Genomic DNA, 21,621 nt, shown 5'->3' on the forward strand with positions numbered 1-21,621 from the left:
TTGAAGCTATTTCCCGCTTTGCGCACTCGCTTTTTTTATTTTTTTGAAGAAAAAAAACAAAAAAGAGCTCAAACAATTGCTTCAATCGGGGCTAAAATAAAATACCTCTAAAAAAGCATCAATTGTTTTGGTTTGATTCTTGTTTTTAAATAAAGTATCTTTGCAATGAACTATTTAATACAAAAAATATGTACCCAGAAGAATTAGTAAAACCGATGCGTGATCAATTAATCGATGCTGGTTTTGACGCTTTATATACTGCTCAAGATGTTGATACTGCATTAGCAAAAGAAGGAACAACTTTAGTAATGGTAAACTCTGTTTGCGGTTGTGCAGCAGGTACTGCAAGACCAGGAGCTATTGCTTCTTTAGGTGCAGAAAAAACACCTACAAACTTAACTACTGTTTTTGCAGGTGTAGAAAAAGAATCTACTGCTAGAGCTAGAGAACACATGGTTCCTTTTCCTCCATCATCTCCAGCAATTGCTTTATTTAAAGATGGTAATTTAGTTCATATTTTAGAGCGTCACCATATTGAAGGTCATTCAGCTCAAGCTATTGCTCAGAATTTAGCAGCAGCTTATGATGAATTTTGTTAGTCATAAATTGATGATATAAAATAGAAATCCAGCAAATTTGCTGGATTTTTATTTTATTACACTTTTTTTATAACACTTGTTACAATTCCCCAAATAATAAAATTATTTTCTTCTGTAATTTTAATTACAGGATAATCAGGATTTTCGGGTTGTAACCAAACTTCATCTTCAGTAACTCTTAATCTTTTTACAGTAAACTCTCCATCTAAAAAACAAACTGCTATTTTATTATTTGTTGGCGGAATACTTCTATCAATTACTAATAAATCATTATCATCTAAACCTGCACCAATCATTGATTGTCCGCTAACTTTAGCAAAAAAAGTAGTTTCTTTATTTTTTATTAACTCTTCATCTAATGAAATACGAGTTTCTTTAAAATCATCAATAGGAGATGGAAAACCTGCAGAAATCCCCATATCGATAAAAATTGCTCCCTCACTTTTACTCATTTCTTTAGGTGCTAAAAAAGTTAATTTTTTTGATGTACTCATACGTTATTTTATGATAATAATGTCATTACTATTACTACAGTACTTTGGTTTTAACTATTTTTATTGAGTTCCCTAAATACATTAGCAATCTTTTTTGGAGGACTGCTAATTTAATACATTAATTTTTAATACTTTAATTGAAATGTATCAAAAAAAGGAGAAAATTTAAAGTAATGATTTTATTAAGAACCTGTTTAAATTTCATATAAAAACGTTTTGTAACATAAAAATAAGAAATCAAATCCGTCAAACTGAATTTAGTTCAGTTTCACATCCTGATTTGCCGTAGTTCTCCTGTTGATGCGATGCTGAAATAAATTCAGCATGACGAGAATTTAGTTTTAATTTAATTTTTAAACAGGCTCTAAATATTAAATAAATTAAGAATAGATAATAAATATTGCATGATAAGCTCAAAAATAATCTACTGAAGTTTTCTTATTTTTGTAAGATGATTAAAAAATTAAAAATTGATGGAATTGATAAAATTATCATCAAACGATTGGTTTCTGATGCTCGTACGCCTATTTTAAGTATTGCTAGAGAAGTAGGAATTTCAGGGGCGGCAATTCATCAGCGATTACGAAAATTAGATGCTTCCGATTTAATAGACGGCTACAAAATGGTCTTAAATCCGAAGGCTTTAGGCTATAATACTACAGCTTTTGTGGGGGTATTTTTAGACTCTTCTAGCTTATATTCATCGGCTATAAAAAGATTAAAAGAAATTCCTGAAGTTGTTGAAAGCCATTACACAACGGGTAATTATGCTATTTTCATCAAAATACTTTGCAAAAACAATGAAGATTTAATGCATTTGTTAAATAAAGATATTCAGAATATTAAAGGTGTTTCACGAACCGAAACCTTTATTTCTTTAGACCAACAAATAAACCGCCAAATAAAAATTTAAACGTTTTATTTGTTAATTATTTATCATTTTAATTTTTTATTTTTCATTAATACTTACTCAAATCAATGAACGACTTTATTTTTTACTTTAAAATGGGCTTATTTCACGTGCTTGATATCAAAGCATACGACCATATTCTATTTTTAATCGTCTTGGCTATTGTCTATCAATTTAAACAATGGAAAAAAGTTTTATGGTTAATTACTTTATTTACTGTTGGGCATTCTATTACCTTAGCGTTATCGGCGTACGGAATATTAAAAGTAAATGCCGATTTGGTCGAATTTTTAATTCCGTTAAGCATTTTTATCACTGGCTTACTAAATGTATTAACGGCTAAAAAAGCATCCGTAGGAAAAGAAAATCAGAATTTATTTTTCGCTGTTTTCTTCGGATTAATTCACGGGCTTGGTTTTTCAAATTATTTTAAAATAATGATTGGTAAAACTTCCGATAAATTGATTCCGTTATTAGAATTTGCAGGCGGTGTAGAAATGGCTCAAATTATTATTGTTTTAGCAATTTTAGGCATCGGAATACTAACAAAATCAGTATTTAAGGTACAACGTCGTGATTGGATTTTAGTCATTTCTTCCATTGTTATGGGGGTTGCTTTTCAAATGATGATTAACCGTATCTTTTGGTAACAAATTAAGAAAATATTTTTTTAAATCTAACTATCTTAGCTTCTTAAAAAAGCATATCACATAATTTATTATTTTGAATAAAAAACAATTAAAATACGACAAAGCCTATTTAAAAATGGCGCAAGAATGGGGTAAATTATCGCATTGTAAACGAAAGCAAGTAGGCGCTATTATGGTTAAAGATCGGATGATTATCTCTGACGGCTATAACGGAACACCCTCTGGTTTTGAAAATTATTGTGAAGATGAAGAGGGCTATACAAAATGGTATGTTTTACATGCCGAAGCAAATGCTATTTTAAAAGTTGCCGCTTCCACACAATCGTGCAAAGGCGCTACCTTATATATTACACTTTCTCCTTGCCAACAATGCAGTAAATTAATACATCAGGCAGGTATTAAACGCGTAGTTTATGCCGAAGATTATAAAGACATTTCTGGTGTTGATTTCTTAAAAAAAGCAGGCATTGAACTCTTACATTTACCTTATGAACAAGAATAATTTTCCTTTTTACTTATCAATTGCTGTAGTTTTAGGTATTTTTATCGGAACTTTTTTCAGCACAGGAAGTAGTCGTAATTTTATCGGAACAAATTCTGCTTCTCAAAAAAAAATAAAACGACTAATAGACTACATACAACAAGATTATGTAGATACTGTAAATACCGATGATTTATTAGACGGCGCTATTACCCAAATGCTTGGTAAATTAGACCCACATTCAGTGTATATCCCAAAGGAAAACCTACAATTAGTTACCGAAAACATGCAAGGTAATTTCGTGGGAATCGGGGTGCAATATCGCATGATTGGCGATACAATTATGGTCGTTTCACCTATAAAAGGGGGTCCTAGTATTAAAGCAGGTATTAAAGCGGGCGATCGAATTTTACAAGCAAATAAAGATACCTTATTCGGAAAAAAATTATCGACAAAAAAAATAATGAAATCCTTAAAAGGGAAACCAAATACCAACGTTGCTTTACAAATTTACCGAAAAACAACCGATAGTCTTTTCACGCTAAATATTAAAAGAGGCAAGGTAAATATTAAAAGTATTGATATTGCTTATATGTTAAATGACAGCATTGGTTACATAAAACTAAACAGGTTCGCTCGTAGTTCTTATAAAGAATTTAAAATTTCTTTAGATACACTTATAAAAAATAACATGACCGATTTAGTGCTTGACCTTCGTGGAAATGGTGGTGGTTTTGTTGATATTGCCAATAGTATTATTGATGAATTTTTAGAAGATGACAAGCTGATTGTTTTTACCAAAAATAACAAAGGAAGCATTCGTAAATCGTTTGCTACTGAAAAAGGTAGTTTTGAGAAAGGTGGATTATATGTTTTAATTGATGAAAATTCAGCTTCGGCTTCTGAAATTGTTGCAGGTGCTTTACAAGATAATGACAAAGGAATTATTATTGGTCGTCGTTCGTTTGGTAAAGGATTGGTACAACAAGAAATGGATTTAGGCGATGGTTCTGCCGTGCGTTTAACAATTGCTCGTTACTACACGCCAACAGGGCGATCTATTCAAAAACCGTATAACAAAAAAAAGGGCGACAAAGCTTATAAACACGATATAGAAAGTCGATATTCAACAGGTGAATTATTTACTAAAGACAGCATTAAAACTATTGATAGCTTAAAATTTACCACTCCAAAAGGTAAAATTGTGTATGGCGGCGGCGGAATTATTCCTGATTATTTTGTAGGGGTAGATACAGCCACTTATATTCCTACTATCTTTTTTATGCCTTTAAATAATTTTGCATTTAATTATGTAGACCGTAATCGCAAAGAATTACAAAACAGTAATGTAAATGACTTTATTAAAAATTTTGATACCGATAACAAAATTTTTAAAGCTTTTTTATTAAAAATTAAGGGCTATAAGCTTTCGTCAAAAATTAAAAAACAATTAAAAAAAAACCTAAAAACAATCATTGCTAGAGAGCTTTTCAGTGATGAAGGCTTGTACAAAGTAAATCAAATTGATGATAAAATGCTTCAAAAAGTTTTTAAATTAGAAAGTAAATAAATTACTTTCTAACATATATCTATATAAAAAACCAGCTATAATAGCTGGTTTTTTATGTTTTAAATTTATTTTTAATAATAATTTTCACCAACTATAAAAAACAGTTATTGATAAAAAAAATAAGAGAACAAATAAACCTTTATTATTCATTTTTTATAGCGATAATCACCTTGTTTTTAGCTGTATTAAAATTTTATAAATTCATTCAAATAATTTACACTAAAAAGTTTTTTAAAACATCGGCAATTTTTCGGTTATCCGACAATTGTGGAATTTTATTTTGTCCGCCAAACTTCCCTATAGATTTCATATACTCATGAAATCCACCTTTTTTAACCTTGCTAATAACTAATGGTTTTAAAACTTTACCTTTAATTAAATCGAAATAATATACATTTTGATTTTGCATAGAAGCATCAATTTTAGAAGCTAATTCTACTAAATTTTCAGGTTCATTTTCAAATTCAATAAACCATTCATGATATGGTAAACCACTTTCAGGGTTTACTTGTGGCGCAACTGTAAACTCACTTATATTTGTATTTGTTCCAACTATTGCATCGTTTAAAGCTTTTTCAACTTCCTTACCAATTACATGCTCACCAAAAGCAGATATAAAATGTTTGATACGTCCTGTAACTTTTATTCTATATGGTTTAAGTGATGTAAACTCTACTGTATCACCAATATTATATCCCCAAAGACCTGCTGAAGTGTTTAAAATGATAACATAATTAACACCTAATTTTACATCTTTTAACGAAATACGGGTTGGATTTTCATTATAAAATTCAGTTGCAGGAATAAACTCATAAAAAATACCTGAATTTAATTGCAACAACATTCCTTTTTGGGTTTGCGTATCTTGATAGGCAATAAATCCTTCGGATGCAGGATATAACTCTATATAATCTACTTTCTTACCTATTAAGGCTTCAAATTTATTTTTATACGGTTCAAAATTTACGCCTCCATACACGAAAAAATTAAAGTTTGGAAATATTTCTGAAATCGGTTTTCCTGTTTTCGCGATTAATTTTTCAAAATACATTTGTACCCAAGATGGAATCCCACTAATTACAGACATGTCTTGATTAATGGTTTCTTCTACTATTTTATCAACTTTGGTGTCCCAGTCTTCAATGCAATTGGTTTTCCAACTTGGCAAGCGATTTTTTAATAAATAATTCGGTACATAATGTGCTGCAATACCGCTTAAACGTCCTAATTTTATGCCGTTCATGTTTTCTAAAACAGGGCTTCCTTGTAAGAAAATCATTTTTCCATCTACAAAACTAGCATCCTTTGTTTCGGCAATATAAAATAACAAGGCATTACGCGCCGCTTTTATATGTGTTGGCATTGATTCTTTAGTAATCGGGATGTATTTTGCGCCTGAAGTTGTTCCTGAAGTTTTTGCAAAATACAAGGGTTTACCTTTCCATAATACATTCTGTTCGCCAGCAACCATCCTGTCAACATAGGTACGTAAACCTTCGTAATCGGTTACCGGAACACGTTTTTTAAAATCGGCATAGCTATTAATAGAAATAAAATCATGATCTTTTCCAAAAGCTGTTTTACAACCTTCACTAACCAAATACTGAAACATTTTTTCCTGCGTTTTATGTGGCTTGTTTGCCCATCTATAAACGCTTTTTCGTACTTGCTTTGCAAAAGGTATTGCTAATTTTGATTTGATGCTCATCTTTAACTATTTTAACTATTGAAAATCGATATAATCGGTTGGGTTTACAGGAAATCCGCTGTGCCATAATTCAAAATGTAAGTGCGGACCTGTAGATAATTCGCCAGTTGCTCCAACGCTTGCAATTGCTTCTCCTGATTTTACTAAATCGCCTTGTTGCTTTAGTAATGTTCCGTTATGCTTATAAACAGAAATAAATTCATCGGCATGTTGTATTGTTATTACATACCCTGTTTCTGCCGTCCATTCTGCTAAAATTACCGTTCCATCGGCAACTACTTTTACTGGTGTACCTTTTTTGGCTACAATATCAATAGCATAGTGTTTATCATTTCTGTTAAAAACTTGCGAAACACTACCTGTTAAAGGCGAAAAGAAAACAATTTTAGCCCGTCCTTCTACTCCTTCAGATAAAGGAAAACGGTCTTTTTTTTCTATTTTATCTCTAAATAACGAATCTTCTTTGGTAGCCGATAAATTTCGAGTATCAAGAACAATATTCTCAACAGTTGTTTTTATTGAGTCTATTTTATCGGGAATTATTTCACCTGTTAAAACAGGTTGTAAAGCTTTTGTAAATCGCTCAATAATTTCTAATTGGGTTTTTAACGAGTCGGTTTGATATGTTAATCGGGTCGCTTTTCTTTTTAAAGAAGTAGATGAATACCCTGGAATATATTCTCGTAAACCTGTAAAAGCAATTAATACACTTGTAAAAGCAATTAATAATATTGAAAAAATACCTCCAAAAACAAAAACATTTAAGCGGGATAGTTTTAAAGAAAATTTTTCTTGAAATGTATCTTCATTTAAAATAACCAATCGGTATTTAGCAACGAGTTTTTGTTTTAATTTTTGTCGTTTTTTGTTTTTAGCCACGTTTTTGTTGTTTGCTTCAAAGATACAACGAAAATTTCACGAAACTATTTTGAGTAAATTAGACATACCTACAATATAAGATATCTTTAACGTTTTAACAATTTTTTAAGCAAAATTAAAATAGCTTTGTAGTATTTTAATTGCTTGTTGAAATGCCTAGCCCCGATTGAACGGCTTGTTTGAGCTCCTTTTTTTGATTTTTCTTCAAAAAAAGAGCGAGTAGTGAAAGCGGGAAATTGCTTCAAAAAATAGGTATTAAATCAACTACTTTTTATAAAAGTTCATATCATCAATATATTTCCAAACTTTTGGCGATACTAAGGGCTGAATGTTTTTTTCGTCTTTAATACCATTGCGAATCATGGTCGATGAAATTTGTACTATCGGCGCTTCAACTCTGTGAATTTTAGCATTTTTTATAAATTGATTTTCTACAATTCCTTCGGATATTCGAGGATATACATACAAATTATAATCGTCTAAAATTGCTTCATAATTTTTCCATTTATGAAAGCTTTTTAAATTGTCTTCGCCCATAATTAAGCTAAAATTATAGCTCGGATGTTTTTCAGAAATATGGGTTAAGGTTGTAATGGTGTAGTTGGGTTGTGGTAAATTAAACTCAATATCGGAAGGTTTAATTTTCTCGTAATTTTCAGTAGCAAAATACACCATGTCTAGGCGGTGGTGGTTATTTAACAACGAATTTTTATTTTTAAATGGGTTATGTGGCGTTACCACCATCCATATTTCATCTAAATCAGAATTTTCAACCATGTGATTGGCGATAATTAAATGACCCATATGAATAGGATTAAAAGTTCCAAAATACAGTCCTATATTTTTTTTGAAGTTTTTCATAACCCGCTTAAAAATACGTATTGCTACGCTTATATTATTTAACTTTTATTTATCTGTTCCTAAAAAATTAGCTACTAAATTTTCAGCATCTTTTAAAGCTACGTCTAATTCGTAATTTTTGATGATTTCATCAAATTGTGGTGCGGTTGCCAATTCAACAGATGCTTTGGCGATACGCATATTTATTTTGTCTTCGCTTTCTGTACTACGCTTTTTTAAGCGGATTTTAAGCTCATCAACACTTGGTGGCTTTACAAAAACAGATAATGTTTCGTTTGGAAATTTGCTTTTAATTCGCAAACCTCCTACCACATCGATATCAAAAATAACGTGTTTTTTTAATGCCCAAATTCGTTCAACTTCGGTTTTTAAAGTTCCGTAAAAGTTATCGCGATATACCTCTTCCCACTCTAAAAACTCATCTGCTTTAATTTTGTTTTTAAAATCTTTGGTAGATATAAAATAATAATCTTGCCCATCAACTTCTTCGCCTCTAGGTGCTCTTGATGCTGCTGAAATTGAAAAAGCTAAATTAAGTTTTTCTTGTTTTAATAAGTGGCGAACAATTGTTGTTTTTCCTGATCCTGAAGGTGCTGAAAACACAAATAATTTTCCTTTAAAATCTTTTTTAGAATTTTCTGACATCTTATAAAACGTTTAAAATTTGTTCTTTTATTTTTTCTAACTCGTCTTTCATTTGGATTACTATTTTTTGCATTACCGCAAAATTAGCTTTCGAGCCCATTGTGTTTACCTCTCTTCCAATTTCTTGAACGATAAATCCTAATTTTTTTCCATTAGAATCATCGGTTGCTAATTGGTCTAAGAAATATAATAAGTGATTTTCTAAACGAACTTTTTCTTCGTTGATATCTAATTTTTCTAGATAGTAAATTAATTCTTGCTCAAAACGATTTTCATCAACCTCAACCTTTAAATCGGTTAATGCTTTTTGCAAACGTTCTTTTACATTAGTAATTCTTTGAGTATCTAATTTTTTAACTTCTTCTAATGCCGATTGAATATTTGAAATTCTTAGTTGAAAATCGTCTTCTAATGATTTTGCTTCATCGGTTCTATAGGCGATAATTTCTTTTAAAGCTTCATCAATATGTATATCGATTTGAGCCCATTCGTTTTCGTCTAATTCTTCACGTTCGGTTTTTAAAGCATCAGGCATTCTAACTGCCATTTTAAGCAGTTCAACATCCTGATTTTCAGCAATAGGCATTACTTCTTTTAACTGCGCTACATAATTTTCAACCACTGCTTTATTTACAACTGTTGATGTTTGCTCGGCAGTCATTTCTACATAAATTGAGAAATCAATTTTTCCTCTGACTAAATTACTAGCTAATTTTTTACGAACGGCTAATTCTTTTTCTCTGTAATAAGATGGAATTCTTGTGTTTAAGTCTAAGTTTTTACTGTTAAGCGACTTAATTTCAATAGTTACTTTCTTAGAAGGTAAATGCAATACGGATTTACCATAACCCGTCATAGATTGTATCATATCATCAATTTAATAAGACGCAAATATACAGTTATTTATTTTTAACTACTACTTCTGCTTGCTTGGTTACTAGAAAAACACCTAAAAAGATAAATAATGTGGCTACTATTTTTACAGTATTAAAACTATCGCTTCCTACCATTAACGCATAAATAGAAGCAATTACAGGTTGCAAATAAATAAAAACACTTACTGTTGTGGGTTTTAAGCGTGCTAGCGCAAATAAATTACATAAATAAGTGATACAAGTGGTAAATAATACGACAAAACCTGCTTTTAAATAAATAGACGTTGGCATTACTTGCCATTGTACTTCCATTAATTCTGATAATCCGAAAGGTAACACAAGTAATAACCCAAATAAATACAGCCATTTTACAAAAACAATCGGATGGTATTTTGCGATTAATTTTTTAGCCTGTACTAAATACATTGCGTACGAAGCGGCATTTACAAACACTAAAAAGTTACCCAACATAATATTTTTAGCTGCTACATTAGCCGAACTTCCGTAGGCTATTAAAATAATTGCACCTACCATTCCTACAATTACACCTATTATTTTACGAGGAATTAAACGTTCTTTTAATAAAATACTAGCGAATATTAATACTAAAATGGGTGCAGTAACCATCATTACCGATGCACTAATTGGCGTGGTATAACTTAGTCCTTTAAAAAAAGTAAGCATGTTTAGCCCAACACCAAAAAAAGCCGTAATTAGAATTTTTTTATAATCTGATTTTTCTATTGATTTTGCGTTTACAAAAAATCCTAAAGCCCAAAAAACAGTAGTAGCTCCTGCTACTCGAAGTATGATAAATGCAAAAGGTTTTATATACATTGGCATTACTTCTTTAGCTACTGTAAAGGTAATTCCATAAATAACTGTAGCTATTGACGAGGCTATTAATGCAAGGGTTCTTTGATTCATTCTTTTATGCTTTAAAAAAATACAAAGATGCGGTTTATTACTGAATTTTAACCACAAAAAAACACTGCTAGTGCAGTGCTTTTTTTAATTTTATTTAGTATTTCAATTACCTTCCGTTTATAATTAATCTACTAAAGCAGGTATTCTTAATACTTGCCCTGGGTAAATTTTATCAGGGTGCGATAACATTGGCTTGTTTGCTTCAAAAATTACGGTGTACTTCATAGCATCACCATAAAATTCTTTTGCTATTTTACCTAAAGTATCTCCACTTCCTACAGTATGAAATTGCGCCATTATTTCTTCTACAACTTCAACTTGTTCTGCTACAACCTCAACAGGTGCAACGCTCATGTTGTCTTCAACTGAACCAATTCCGTTAGTGTTTCCTACTACTAAAATTACTTTTTCTTTGGTTGCTAAATCGGCAGCTTCACCAGAAATAATTGCTTTGTCTTCTTCTATAGCAATTGCTAAATTTTCAACAGATAATTCTAATCCGTTTACTGCATCTATTAATTTGATAGATTTTTCAGCAGCTTCCTCTTCTGTTGTTTTTCCTACACCAAATACTTTAGCTCCAGCGTTTTTAATAAATGAAAAAATTCCCATTTTCTTTTAGATTTTTTTTAGTTAATTAATAGTGTTACTTTCTGATTACTAATATACAATTTTTACGCCATTTTTATTTTTTTTTATAAAATTTTTTAAATCGATTATTTTTTGAAGTTAAAAAAATTAATATTAGCACAAATGCCTAGCCCCGATTGACGCATTTGTTTGAGCTCCTTTTTATTTTTTCTTTTAAAAATAAAAAGAGCGAGTGCGGAAAGCGGGAAATTGCTTCAAATAATTATTTTTATATCATCCTTTAATAAAATGACTAAAAAAAACCACACTTTTAAAAAGTATGGTTTTTTGATATAATAATAAGTCTTGTATTTATTATCGAATTATTCTTGATCGTCTTGCTTAAAAGTATTCCAACCTTGTGCTTTTAATTCAATTTCTTGATTGGCACGGGTTACTAAATTCATTCCTTGATTTTGCGCAACAACATGCCCGATAATTGATAAATTCGGATTCGATTTTATTTTATCAAAATCGGCAAGCGGTACGGTAAATAACAATTCGTAATCTTCGCCACCACTCAAAGCAATCATGGTGCTGTCCATTTTAAATTCTTCGGATGTTGAAATTACTTGCGGGTCTAGCGGTAATTTATCTTCATAAATTTTACATCCCATTTTACTTTGGGTACAAATGTGCATTATTTCTGATGATAATCCGTCAGAAATATCAATCATAGATGTTGGTTTTACCTCTAAATCTTTTAATAAGGCAACAACATCTTTACGAGCTTCGGGCTTTAATTGACGTTCAATTAAATAAGTATAAGCATCTAAATCGGGCTGATTTTGTGGGTTTACTTGAAATACTTGTTTCTCTCTTTCTAAAACTTGTAATCCTAAATATGCCGCACCTAAATCGCCTGAAACAACGATTAAATCAGTGTCTTTTGCGCCATCTCTATATACAATTTCTTCTTTTTCTGCTGTTCCTATTGCTGTAATAGAAATTAGCATTCCTTTGGTTGATGAAGTTGTATCTCCTCCTATTAAATCAACTTTATACGTATCACAAGCAAGTTGAATTCCTGCGTATAATTCTTCTAAAGCTTCTAACGGGAAACGGTTTGAAACGGCTATAGAAACCGTAATTTGTTCGGCAACGCCATTCATTGCATACACGTCTGATAAATTAACCATTACAGCTTTATATCCTAAGTGTTTTAAAGGCATGTAACTTAAATCAAAATGCACGCCTTCAACCAATAAATCGGTAGTTATTAAGCGTTCTTTTTCTGATGCGCTAATAACCGCAGCATCATCGCCAATTCCTTTTACCGTTGATGAATTGTACAGCTTAAAATGCTCAGTTAAATGGTTTATTAATCCAAACTCTCCTAGTTTGGCTAATGATGTTCTCTCTTGATTTTTATCTTCTAACATCTGGCAAAGATAACAACAAGTATTTAATTATCTTTGATGCTCTTTTATTGATTTTTAAAACCTAAATAATATCCGAATGAAATATATTTTCTTATTTACTATAAGTGCCCTTTTTTTTTCTTGCAGTACTGATGATGATGAATTAATTAAACACGCTACTATCAAACTTAATTTTACTCAAAATTGGGATAAAACACCTATAAATACCGATGATTTAAGCCGTACAAAATTCACGAATAAACTCGGTACAAAACTTATTATTGATGATTTATATTATATTATTTCAAATGTTATTTTTACCGATGGCGCAGGGATTTCTACCGTTTTTAAAACTCATTATTTAGTAAATTTAAAAGATTCAAAAAGTTTAACAGCTGTTTTACCTGAAAAAATATCGGAAGGAATTTATACAGTTTCTGTTACTTTTGGCTTAAATAAAGAAGAAAACTCTACTAAAAATTTAAAAGGTTTAGAAAATTTTAATGTGTCAGAAAAATTAGGTGGCGGCTATCATTTTATGAAAATGGACGGTACTTATTTTAATGCTAAAAAGATTTACGTACCTTTCAACTACCATACAATTAGCCCTTTTAATACCGCAACTAAAAAAACAGAAAACACGTCTTTTTTAGTTGATTTAGGTGTAATTCCTATTAAAAATGATGCAACTATCGAACTAAAAATGAATGTTGCACAATGGTTTAAAAACCCTAAAGATTGGGATTTAAATGAACTAAACACCTATTTAACAAAAAGCTATGATACCCAAAAAATGATGTTTGAAAATGGAAAGAAAGGCGTTTTTAGTTTAGGAACTGTTTCGCAATAATTATTAAAAGATAAACAAGTAATCGTATTTATTTTTTGTGAAAAATATTTAAGTAGTTCGATAAACACAGTCTAGTTTATTGATTAAAAAGCTAATAAAAATCATATTTTGTAAGTATATTTGCAACTTATTTATAGTTAAACCACTAAAAATATGATAAAAGTTTCAGAAACAGCAAAGAATAAAGTTGTTCAATTAATGACAGAAGACGGCTTTGATGCTACCACCGATTTTGTTCGTGTTGGCGTAAAAAGCGGAGGTTGTTCAGGATTATCATACGACTTAACTTTTGACAAAAACACCCAAGAAAACGATAAAATTTTCGAAGAAAATAATATAAAAATTGTTGTTGATAAAAAAAGCTTTTTATACCTTGTAGGAACTACCTTAGAGTATTCTGGAGGGTTAAACGGAAAAGGCTTTGTTTTTAACAATCCGAATGCCAACCGTACCTGCGGATGTGGTGAAAGTTTTTCTTTATAATATTACAACTCAAATGAGCAAGTACACCGAAGATGATTTAAGAGAAGAGTTAAAAACCAAAGAATATGAATATGGTTTTTATACTGATATAGAAAGTGAAACCTTTGCAAAAGGGTTAAATGAAGATGTAGTTCGAGCAATTTCAAAAAAGAAAAACGAACCACAATGGATGACCGATTGGCGTTTAGAAGCCTTTCGAGTTTGGGAAAAAATGGAAGAACCTGAATGGGCAAATGTTCAGTATGAAAAGCCTAAATTTCAAGATATTGCCTACTACTCAGCACCAAAAGAAAAGCCAAAATTAAACAGTTTAGATGAAGTTGACCCTGAATTATTGGACACTTTTAAACGTTTAGGAATTTCTTTAGATGAACAAAAAAAGTTAGCAAACGTAGCGGTTGATATTGTAGTAGATTCTGTTTCTGTTGCAACAACTTTTAGAGAAACTTTAGGTAAAAAAGGGATTATTTTTATGCCTATTTCTGAAGCGATTCAAGAGCATCCTGAATTAGTCCGAAAATATTTAGGAACTGTTGTGCCAACTACGGATAATTTTTATTCGGCGTTAAATTCCGCAGTTTTTTCTGATGGTTCATTTTGTTATATTCCAAAAGGCGTTCGTTGCCCAATGGAATTATCAACCTATTTCAGAATTAACGAAGGAGGAACAGGACAGTTTGAAAGAACGTTAGTTGTTGCCGACAAAGGAAGTTATGTTTCTTATTTAGAAGGTTGTACCGCTCCTAGTCGAGATGAAAATCAATTACATGCCGCCGTGGTTGAATTAATTGCCATGGACGATGCTGAAATTAAATATTCTACGGTTCAGAACTGGTACCCAGGAAATGCAGAAGGAAAAGGTGGTGTTTACAATTTTGTAACCAAAAGAGCCATTTGTGAAACCAATGCAAAAGTTTCTTGGACACAAGTAGAAACTGGTTCGGCAGTTACTTGGAAATACCCAAGTTGTATTTTAAAAGGAGATAATTCGGTTGGAGAATTTTATTCAATTGCCGTTACCAATAATTATCAACAAGCCGATACTGGTACTAAAATGATTCACTTAGGTAAAAACACCAAGTCAACCATTATATCAAAAGGAATATCCGCAGGAAAATCACAAAACAGTTATAGAGGATTAGTCCAAATTGGCTCTCGTGCCGAAAATGCACGTAACTTCTCGCAATGTGATTCTTTATTAATGGGTAATCAGTGTGGTGCACACACCTTTCCATATATCGAAACAAAAAATAAATCGGCGCAAATAGAACACGAAGCAACGACAAGTAAAATTGGAGAAGACCAATTATTTTACTGTAATCAACGTGGAATTGATACCGAAAAAGCAATTGCATTAATCGTAAACGGATTTAGTAAAGAAGTACTAAATAAATTACCAATGGAATTTGCTGTAGAAGCACAAAAATTATTAGAAATCAGTTTAGAAGGAAGCGTTGGTTAATAGCCAATAACAAAGATATATTACCATGTTAAAAATAGAAAATTTACACGCTAACATAGAAGATAAATCAATCTTAAAAGGATTGAATTTAGAAATTAAAGCAGGAGAAGTTCATGCTATAATGGGACCAAACGGTGCAGGTAAAAGTACTATGGCTTCTGTAATTGCAGGAAAAGAAGAATATGAAGTTACACAAGGTTCAATAGAACTTAATGGAGAAGATATTAGTGAATTAGCTCCTGAAGAAAGAGCACACAATGGTGTGTTTTTATCTTTTCAATATCCTGTTGAAATTCCTGGAGTTACCGTAACTAACTTTATTAAAACAGCTATAAACGAATCTCGTAAAGCTAAAGGCTTAGAAGAAATGCCTGCTAAAGATATGCTTAAAATGATTCGTGAGAAATCAGAATTATTAGAAATAGACCGTAAATTCTTATCTCGTTCATTAAATCAAGGGTTTTCTGGTGGAGAAAAGAAAAGAAACGAGATTTTTCAAATGGCAATGTTAGAACCTAAATTAGCCATTTTAGATGAAACAGATTCTGGTTTAGATATTGATGCTTTACGTATTGTTGCTAACGGAGTTAATAAATTAAAATCGAAAGATAACGCAGTAATTGTTATTACACATTATCAGCGTTTATTAGATTATATCGTTCCTGATTTTGTACACGTTTTATACAATGGTCAAATTGTAAAATCTGGTGATGCTTCTTTAGCTTTAGAATTAGAAGCAAAAGGATATGATTGGATTAAAGATGAAGTTAATTCTTAAAAAAATATATGGAATTAAAAGACAAAATAACCGCATCGTACGTTGCCTTTGAAAATGGTGAAGATATTAATTCTGATGTACACGATATTAGAAGCAAAGCATTTCAAAATTTTGAAGATTCAGGATTTCCTACTAAGAAATTAGAAGCATGGAAATACACGTCTTTAAATTCGGTGTTAAAGCACGATTATAATATTTTTCCAAACTCGGAAGTTGCTATTGATTTAGCCGATGTAAAGAAATATTTCATCCACGATATAGATACTTATAAAGTAGTTTTTATCAACGGAAAATACAGTTCTTTTTTATCAGAAACCACGCACGATACTATTGATGTTTGTTTAATGTCATCGGCATTAAAAAAACCAAAATATTCAACTATTATTGAAGATTATTTCAATAAAATAGCCAAACAAGATAATTTAACATCGCTAAATACCGCCTTTGCAAACGAGGGAGCCTATATTTATATTCCTAAAAATGTAGAAGTTCAAAAGCCGATTCAAATTATTTATTTTACCACGGATAAAGAAAAAGATGCGGTAATGACACAGCCTCGTAATTTAATTATTGCCGAGCAGAATGCCCATGTTCAAATTATTGAGCGTCATCAAAGTTTAACTTCAAACCCTGTTTTAACAAATGCGGTTACCGAGGTTTTTGCTAAAAAAGATGCTACGGTTGATATGTATAAAATTCAAAATGACCATGAAAATGCGTCATTAGTTGATAATGTTTATATCGAACAAAAATCGAGCAGTATTGTTTCGGTGCATACTTTTTCTTTTGGAGGAAATATTACTCGTAATAATTTGAATTTTTATCAAAAAGGCGAACATATCGATTCTATTTTAAAAGGAATTACGATTTCTGAAGGAAAACAACATATTGACCATCATACGTTGGTGCATCATATTGAACCTAATTGTGAGTCTCATCAAGATTACAAAGGAATTTACGGAGGACGTTCTACGGCAGTTTTCAACGGAAAAGTAATTGTTGAAAAAGAAGCTCAGAAAACAAATGCGTATCAGCAAAACAACAATGTTTTAATTAGCGATAAAGCAACAATTAATGCAAAACCGCAATTAGAAATTTTTGCTGATGATGTAAAATGTTCACACGGTTGTACTATCGGGCAGTTAGATGAAGATGCTTTATTTTACATGCAACAACGTGGAATTCCTAAAAAAGAAGCTCAAGCATTATTAATGTATGCCTTTGCCAACACGGTTTTAGAAAGTGTAAAAATACCAGAGGTAAAAAAACGAATTAATAAATTAATAGCCGAAAAACTTGCTGTTAATATTGGTTTTGATTTGTAAATTCACTCTAAACATATTGTATAAAAAAGACCATTCAAAATAATTGAATGGTCTTTTTTTTAATAATTTTTTTGATTATTTATTTAATTTAGCTTTAAAAATTAAATAAACAATCAAATTCTCGTCATGCTGAATTTATTTCAGCATCGCATCAACAGGAGAACTAGGCAAATCAGGGTGCGAACCTGAAATAAATTCAGCATGACGGATTCGATTTTCTGTTTTCCTGTTATAAAACTTTTTTTTGATAAAATTTAAACAGGCTCTTATAATTTCAATGAAAGTAACACCATTTTTAATTCTGAAAAGGAAAATTTCTTATCCATTTTTTTCTTTAAATCACTTAGACTTTTAAATTCCGTTTCTTCAATGGTTTCTACTAATTCTTTATACTTTTTTAAAGGTATAACATCTAATACATCAATATCTCCAGCACTAATATAGCTCATTAAATGTGTTTCAATAGTGTTTAAAGTTAACCCTCTTTTAGTTGCTATTTCTTTTGCTGACACCCCTTGTTTAAAGAAATTATAAGTAATTTCTCTGGTAGGTATTTTTATTTCAGTTCTTTTTTTTACAGCTAATTTCCCTGTTTTTGAAACAGTTTTAACCGACGATTTCAATTTGTTTTTCTTACAATAAAAACTAACGGCATCTAAAATTTGACCACCATATTTTTGTACTCTAACTTTCCCCATACCTTCTACTTTTAATAATTCTTTAGCAGTTTTAGGAAGACTGTCGCAAATTGCATACAATGTTTTTTGACTAAAAATTTGAAAAGGAGCCGTATTTTGTTTTTTAGAAATTTCATCCCTTAACATACGTAAACTTACCGCCAAAGCAGGATCTTTTGCTGATACAAATATTTTTTTAACAGGCTTTTCGGTATTTAGTAAAACTGCATCGGCACGAATTTGCAAATAATCTTTTACCTTAAAAGTATCTTTTAATTTTAAGAAACAATATAATTTAATCGATAGTAAATTTTTTAAGGTATAAATTTGAGTTTCTAAGTCTTTTTGAACTGCTTTATTATCGGTAGAAAAAGAAATTCCACTTAATGGTTTTTTTATAAACTCTTGCGTTTGCGTTTTAAAATAAGTAATCGCCTTTGCAAATCTATCATTAATTACAGTGCTATTTTCAGCTAATTCTGTATCTTTAGAAAGTGCTTCTAATTGATTTTTAAAACCATTGGCAATTTTTAATAACGGAATAATTCCATCATCTTTAATAGTTTCTAAATGAGTAATCATAATACCATTTAAACTAGTTTGATTTTTATAAAAAATATCAATAGCCCTTGTGGTTGGATATAAAAACGGGCGGAAATCAAATAATTCGGCAATTAAATTAAGCTGATATTTTTTTTCAGAATCATCTAAAACAGTTTTATCAGGAATATTCTGGCTTACATTTTTATTAAAAGAATCTACGGTTCTATCGTTAATAATTGAACTACTTCCAATCCTTGTTTTCAAAACAATTCCTTCTAAACTAGTACATCTACTAAGTGCTACATAGGTTTGACCGTGTGCAAAAGAAGCTTCTGCATCAATAATTGCTTTTTCAAAAGTTAACCCTTGGCTTTTATGAATGGTAATTGCCCAAGCCAATCGCAACGGAATTTGTGTAAAAGAACCCGCAACATCTTCTTTTATTTCTTTAGTTTCTTCATCGATTGAATAGCTTATATTCTCCCAAATTTCTTTCTTTGTTTCAATTTCAAAATCATCATTAGGGCATTTTACGTAAATAGTATCATCATCAATACTTTTTATTTCGCCAATTTTACCATTGAAGTATCGTTTTTCAGGTGAGCTATCATTTTTAATAAACATTACCTGAGCCCCTATTTTTAATTCTAAATCATCACTATTTGGATAGGAGTTTTCATTAAATTTACCAGAAACATCAGCTTTAAAAAAGAAACTTTTCTTCTTTATTTTTTCTAATTCTAGCGTGTTAATTGCCTCTGCCCTTTTATTATGAGTAGTTAATGTAATATACCCTTCATTTTTTTTAGGCTGAAAATTAGGGTCATATCTTTCATTTAATATTTTTTCAGAATCATAAGACAAAGAGTCATTTCTGATTTCATTTAATATTTTTATAAAAGCATCATTCTTTTGTCTATATATTTTTTTTAGTTCGATAGCTATTGTATTCGATTCTTGAAAAGCTTTACTACTAAAAAAATAAACAGATTTATAATGTTCTTTTAATAAATTCCAATCATTTGGTCTTACTACTGGCGATAATTGCTGTAAATCGCCAATCATTAAAACCTGTGCACCGCCAAAAACTTTATGACGATTCTTATATTTTCTTAAAACTTGGTCAATTCCGTCTAATAAATCGGCTCGAACCATACTAATTTCATCAATAATTACTAAATCTAATGATTTAATAATATCAATTTTAGTTTTATTAAACTTACGTTGCTGAGTCGAAGTATTTTCAATCTGATTTGGTAAAATAGGCCCAAAAGGCATCTGAAAAAAAGAATGAATCGTTGCTCCTTTTGCATTAATTGCCGCAACGCCAGTGGGCGCTACAATAACCATTCTTTTTAAAGATTCATTTTTTATTTTATGTAAAAAAGTAGTTTTTCCTGTTCCTGCTTTCCCTGTGATAAAAAGGTTTCTATCTGTTTTTTCTATAAACTGAACGGCAAGGTCTAATTCTTTATTTTCTATCATTACAAAGTTATGCTACGCTATTTATTGGAAATGTAAAAGTACTTTTTTTAAGATACTCTTTTATTTTAATTTGAATAGAATACTCACTAATAAAAAATCCTACACATTTTGCGTAGGATTTTATTTCATATTCTATAATAGATAACTAGGTTTAATTTACCTAAAAACCCACGCTTTATAATTACTAGAACTTTCTACTTTATCTTCAATATTATCTGGTAATTCAGGGAAAAAATCGATTCCTGTTTTTGCTTCTAAAGCATCAATAGAAACCACAAATTCATACAACGGTTTTTTACTTTTTTTATGAGGTATTAAAAAAGCAATCGCTTTTGCTTGGCTTGGATTTGTATAATCTACAATTATTTTATAAAACTCTTTAGGAATAGATACTTTATCACGTCCGATAGTTCTTAAATCATCTTGTAAAATACCACCTGTTACCACATATATATTTTGATATTTCTTAGCCCAATAACGCGTTTTTTCTTCTAATCGAAGCCAAATTCCTGCATTAAAACTATGTCTTTGTGGCGTAACATTAGAAGTGTAAAAAGTTTCATTATACGCCTCTACTGAATATTTTTTATCGGCAGCAGGGCATAAATGACCTCTATCGTAGCCTGATTTTTTATAACTTTTATAATTTGCCGACCGTGTTTTTACCTTTGGGTCATTAATAAAATAAGGACGCTTAATTTTAGTAGTCTTAATATCATTTTTACTCAAAGAATAAGCTACCCATTCTGCCTGTTCATGTTTTTCGTTATACGATAATTGAAAACCATCATGCTTTACAATAACGCCCGTTGTTGAAGTAGGTAAATAATTAAAACCACTAGGATTTCGTGTAACATCTGTGGTAGTATCGCCAGGGGTTTGTTTTAATAAACACCCAGTAATAAGGACAATAATTGCTACAATTAATTTTATTTTTTTAGATATACTCATTAAATATTATTTACTATTATTTTAAGATAATTTCTTGAAAATCGGCTGTTTTTTCTACTTTATTGAAAATTGTTTGAAATTTTTCAGACGGAACCGTTAATTTTCTTTTTTCCAAATCTAACCAAGCTCCATACACGGTAATTACTGCCGATAAATCGCCTTTTTCATTAAAAACTTCATGTTGAATTTTCCAACGCTCACCTTTATTTGATAAACCAATAATTTTTAAATTTACCGAAATATCAGTTCCCATGTGAATTTCACGTAAAAATTTGGTGTTTTCTTCAAATAAAATAGGACCTGTTTTTTCTTTAGTAAAATCTTGAATAGAAATATTGTGTTCTTTAAAAAAACGCAATCTAACTTCGGCAGCATAATCGTTGTATGCGGTATGACGCATATGAATATTGGCATCAAAATCTGCCCATCGTGTTTTAAATTGTACGCTAAAACTCATCTGTTCTTTTTTAATAACAA

22 protein-coding genes are annotated in these 21,621 nt (G+C 30.6%); 10 read left to right on the forward strand and 12 right to left on the reverse strand.

What is annotated here, in order from left to right:
• Nucleotides 1-188 precede the first annotated feature (188 nt).
• Nucleotides 189-599, forward strand: coding sequence for a BrxA/BrxB family bacilliredoxin (locus tag ABNT14_RS10725; protein WP_101903202.1), 411 nt, complete (start codon nt 189-191; stop codon nt 597-599).
• A 56-nt stretch (nt 600-655) separates the two neighbouring features.
• Here the strand turns inward: ABNT14_RS10725 and ABNT14_RS10730 are convergent, their stop codons facing one another.
• Nucleotides 656-1,093, reverse strand: a complete 438-nt coding sequence (locus ABNT14_RS10730; protein WP_101903203.1) for a LexA family protein — start codon at nt 1,091-1,093, stop codon at nt 656-658.
• Nucleotides 1,094-1,544: 451 nt separating this feature from the next.
• Between ABNT14_RS10730 and ABNT14_RS10735 the strand changes: the two genes are divergently transcribed.
• From ABNT14_RS10735 to ABNT14_RS10750, 4 genes are all read left to right on the forward strand, one after another.
• Nucleotides 1,545-2,006: an Lrp/AsnC ligand binding domain-containing protein gene (locus ABNT14_RS10735; RefSeq protein WP_101903204.1), complete on the forward strand. Its 462-nt coding sequence runs from the start codon at nt 1,545-1,547 to the stop codon at nt 2,004-2,006.
• A 65-nt stretch (nt 2,007-2,071) separates the two neighbouring features.
• On the forward strand, nt 2,072-2,653 hold the full coding sequence (locus tag ABNT14_RS10740; protein WP_058885881.1) for a HupE/UreJ family protein: 582 nt from the start codon (nt 2,072-2,074) through the stop codon (nt 2,651-2,653).
• A gap of 70 nt (nt 2,654-2,723) precedes the next feature.
• Complete coding sequence (locus ABNT14_RS10745) at nt 2,724-3,155, forward strand: deoxycytidylate deaminase (RefSeq protein WP_101903205.1); 432 nt, start codon at nt 2,724-2,726, stop codon at nt 3,153-3,155.
• Nucleotides 3,142-4,704 carry a S41 family peptidase gene (locus ABNT14_RS10750; protein ID WP_101903206.1) on the forward strand — a complete coding sequence of 521 codons (1,563 nt, stop codon included), beginning with the start codon at nt 3,142-3,144 and terminating at the stop codon, nt 4,702-4,704. Before ABNT14_RS10745 ends, ABNT14_RS10750 begins: the two co-directional genes overlap by 14 nt.
• Before the next feature lie 214 nt (nt 4,705-4,918).
• Here ABNT14_RS10750 and ABNT14_RS10755 read toward each other — a convergent pair whose 3' ends face one another.
• The 8 genes from ABNT14_RS10755 to thiL all read right to left on the reverse strand — a co-directional run bounded on the left by ABNT14_RS10755 (nt 4,919) and on the right by thiL (nt 12,611).
• Nucleotides 4,919-6,412: a GH3 auxin-responsive promoter family protein gene (locus ABNT14_RS10755; protein ID WP_101903207.1), complete on the reverse strand. Its 1,494-nt coding sequence runs from the start codon at nt 6,410-6,412 to the stop codon at nt 4,919-4,921.
• Between the two features lie 15 nt (nt 6,413-6,427).
• Nucleotides 6,428-7,291, reverse strand: a complete 864-nt coding sequence (locus ABNT14_RS10760; RefSeq protein WP_101903208.1) for a M23 family metallopeptidase — start codon at nt 7,289-7,291, stop codon at nt 6,428-6,430.
• A gap of 264 nt (nt 7,292-7,555) precedes the next feature.
• The gene (gene nadD / locus ABNT14_RS10765; protein ID WP_101903209.1) at nt 7,556-8,152 is read right to left on the reverse strand and encodes a nicotinate (nicotinamide) nucleotide adenylyltransferase; all 597 of its coding nucleotides are present in this window, start codon (nt 8,150-8,152) and stop codon (nt 7,556-7,558) included.
• 45 nt (nt 8,153-8,197) lie between these two features.
• Entirely contained in the window at nt 8,198-8,797 is a 600-nt protein-coding gene (gene gmk / locus ABNT14_RS10770; protein ID WP_101903210.1) for a guanylate kinase, read from the reverse strand.
• 1 nt (nt 8,798) lies between these two features.
• On the reverse strand, nt 8,799-9,665 hold the full coding sequence (locus ABNT14_RS10775) for a YicC/YloC family endoribonuclease (protein ID WP_234985001.1): 867 nt from the start codon (nt 9,663-9,665) through the stop codon (nt 8,799-8,801).
• Nucleotides 9,666-9,696: 31 nt separating this feature from the next.
• A complete protein-coding gene (locus ABNT14_RS10780) occupies nt 9,697-10,599 on the reverse strand; it encodes a DMT family transporter (RefSeq protein WP_101903212.1) in 903 nt (300 codons plus the stop codon).
• Between the two features lie 123 nt (nt 10,600-10,722).
• Nucleotides 10,723-11,211 carry a peptidoglycan-binding protein LysM gene (gene lysM / locus ABNT14_RS10785; RefSeq protein WP_101903213.1) on the reverse strand — a complete coding sequence of 163 codons (489 nt, stop codon included), beginning with the start codon at nt 11,209-11,211 and terminating at the stop codon, nt 10,723-10,725.
• Nucleotides 11,212-11,552: 341 nt separating this feature from the next.
• Nucleotides 11,553-12,611, reverse strand: coding sequence for a thiamine-phosphate kinase (gene thiL, locus ABNT14_RS10790; RefSeq protein WP_101903214.1), 1,059 nt, complete (start codon nt 12,609-12,611; stop codon nt 11,553-11,555).
• Between the two features lie 76 nt (nt 12,612-12,687).
• On the opposite strand from thiL, the gene ABNT14_RS10795 reads away from it, so the two are divergent.
• From ABNT14_RS10795 to sufD, 5 genes are all read left to right on the forward strand, one after another.
• On the forward strand, nt 12,688-13,440 hold the full coding sequence (locus ABNT14_RS10795) for an MbnP family protein (RefSeq protein ID WP_101903215.1): 753 nt from the start codon (nt 12,688-12,690) through the stop codon (nt 13,438-13,440).
• Nucleotides 13,441-13,593: 153 nt separating this feature from the next.
• Nucleotides 13,594-13,923 (forward strand): HesB/IscA family protein, encoded by a 330-nt coding sequence (locus tag ABNT14_RS10800; protein ID WP_101903216.1) that lies wholly within the window; start codon nt 13,594-13,596, stop codon nt 13,921-13,923.
• A 13-nt stretch (nt 13,924-13,936) separates the two neighbouring features.
• Nucleotides 13,937-15,385: a Fe-S cluster assembly protein SufB gene (gene sufB / locus ABNT14_RS10805; protein ID WP_101903395.1), complete on the forward strand. Its 1,449-nt coding sequence runs from the start codon at nt 13,937-13,939 to the stop codon at nt 15,383-15,385.
• Between the two features lie 25 nt (nt 15,386-15,410).
• On the forward strand, nt 15,411-16,163 hold the full coding sequence (gene sufC / locus ABNT14_RS10810) for a Fe-S cluster assembly ATPase SufC (RefSeq protein ID WP_101903217.1): 753 nt from the start codon (nt 15,411-15,413) through the stop codon (nt 16,161-16,163).
• An 8-nt stretch (nt 16,164-16,171) separates the two neighbouring features.
• Nucleotides 16,172-17,488: a Fe-S cluster assembly protein SufD gene (gene sufD / locus ABNT14_RS10815; protein WP_101903218.1), complete on the forward strand. Its 1,317-nt coding sequence runs from the start codon at nt 16,172-16,174 to the stop codon at nt 17,486-17,488.
• 266 nt (nt 17,489-17,754) lie between these two features.
• On the opposite strand, the gene ABNT14_RS10820 is transcribed toward sufD, so the two are convergent.
• From ABNT14_RS10820 to ABNT14_RS10830, 3 genes are all read right to left on the reverse strand, one after another.
• The gene (locus tag ABNT14_RS10820; RefSeq protein WP_101903219.1) at nt 17,755-20,193 is read right to left on the reverse strand and encodes a helix-turn-helix domain-containing protein; all 2,439 of its coding nucleotides are present in this window, start codon (nt 20,191-20,193) and stop codon (nt 17,755-17,757) included.
• A gap of 156 nt (nt 20,194-20,349) precedes the next feature.
• Complete coding sequence (locus ABNT14_RS10825) at nt 20,350-21,144, reverse strand: DNA/RNA non-specific endonuclease (protein ID WP_101903220.1); 795 nt, start codon at nt 21,142-21,144, stop codon at nt 20,350-20,352.
• A gap of 16 nt (nt 21,145-21,160) precedes the next feature.
• A complete protein-coding gene (locus tag ABNT14_RS10830; RefSeq protein ID WP_101903221.1) occupies nt 21,161-21,601 on the reverse strand; it encodes an acyl-CoA thioesterase in 441 nt (146 codons plus the stop codon).
• Nucleotides 21,602-21,621 lie beyond the last annotated feature (20 nt).

It is taken from the genome of Tenacibaculum dicentrarchi, from assembly GCF_964036635.1.
Taxonomy (GTDB): Bacteria; Bacteroidota; Bacteroidia; order Flavobacteriales; family Flavobacteriaceae; genus Polaribacter; species Polaribacter dicentrarchi.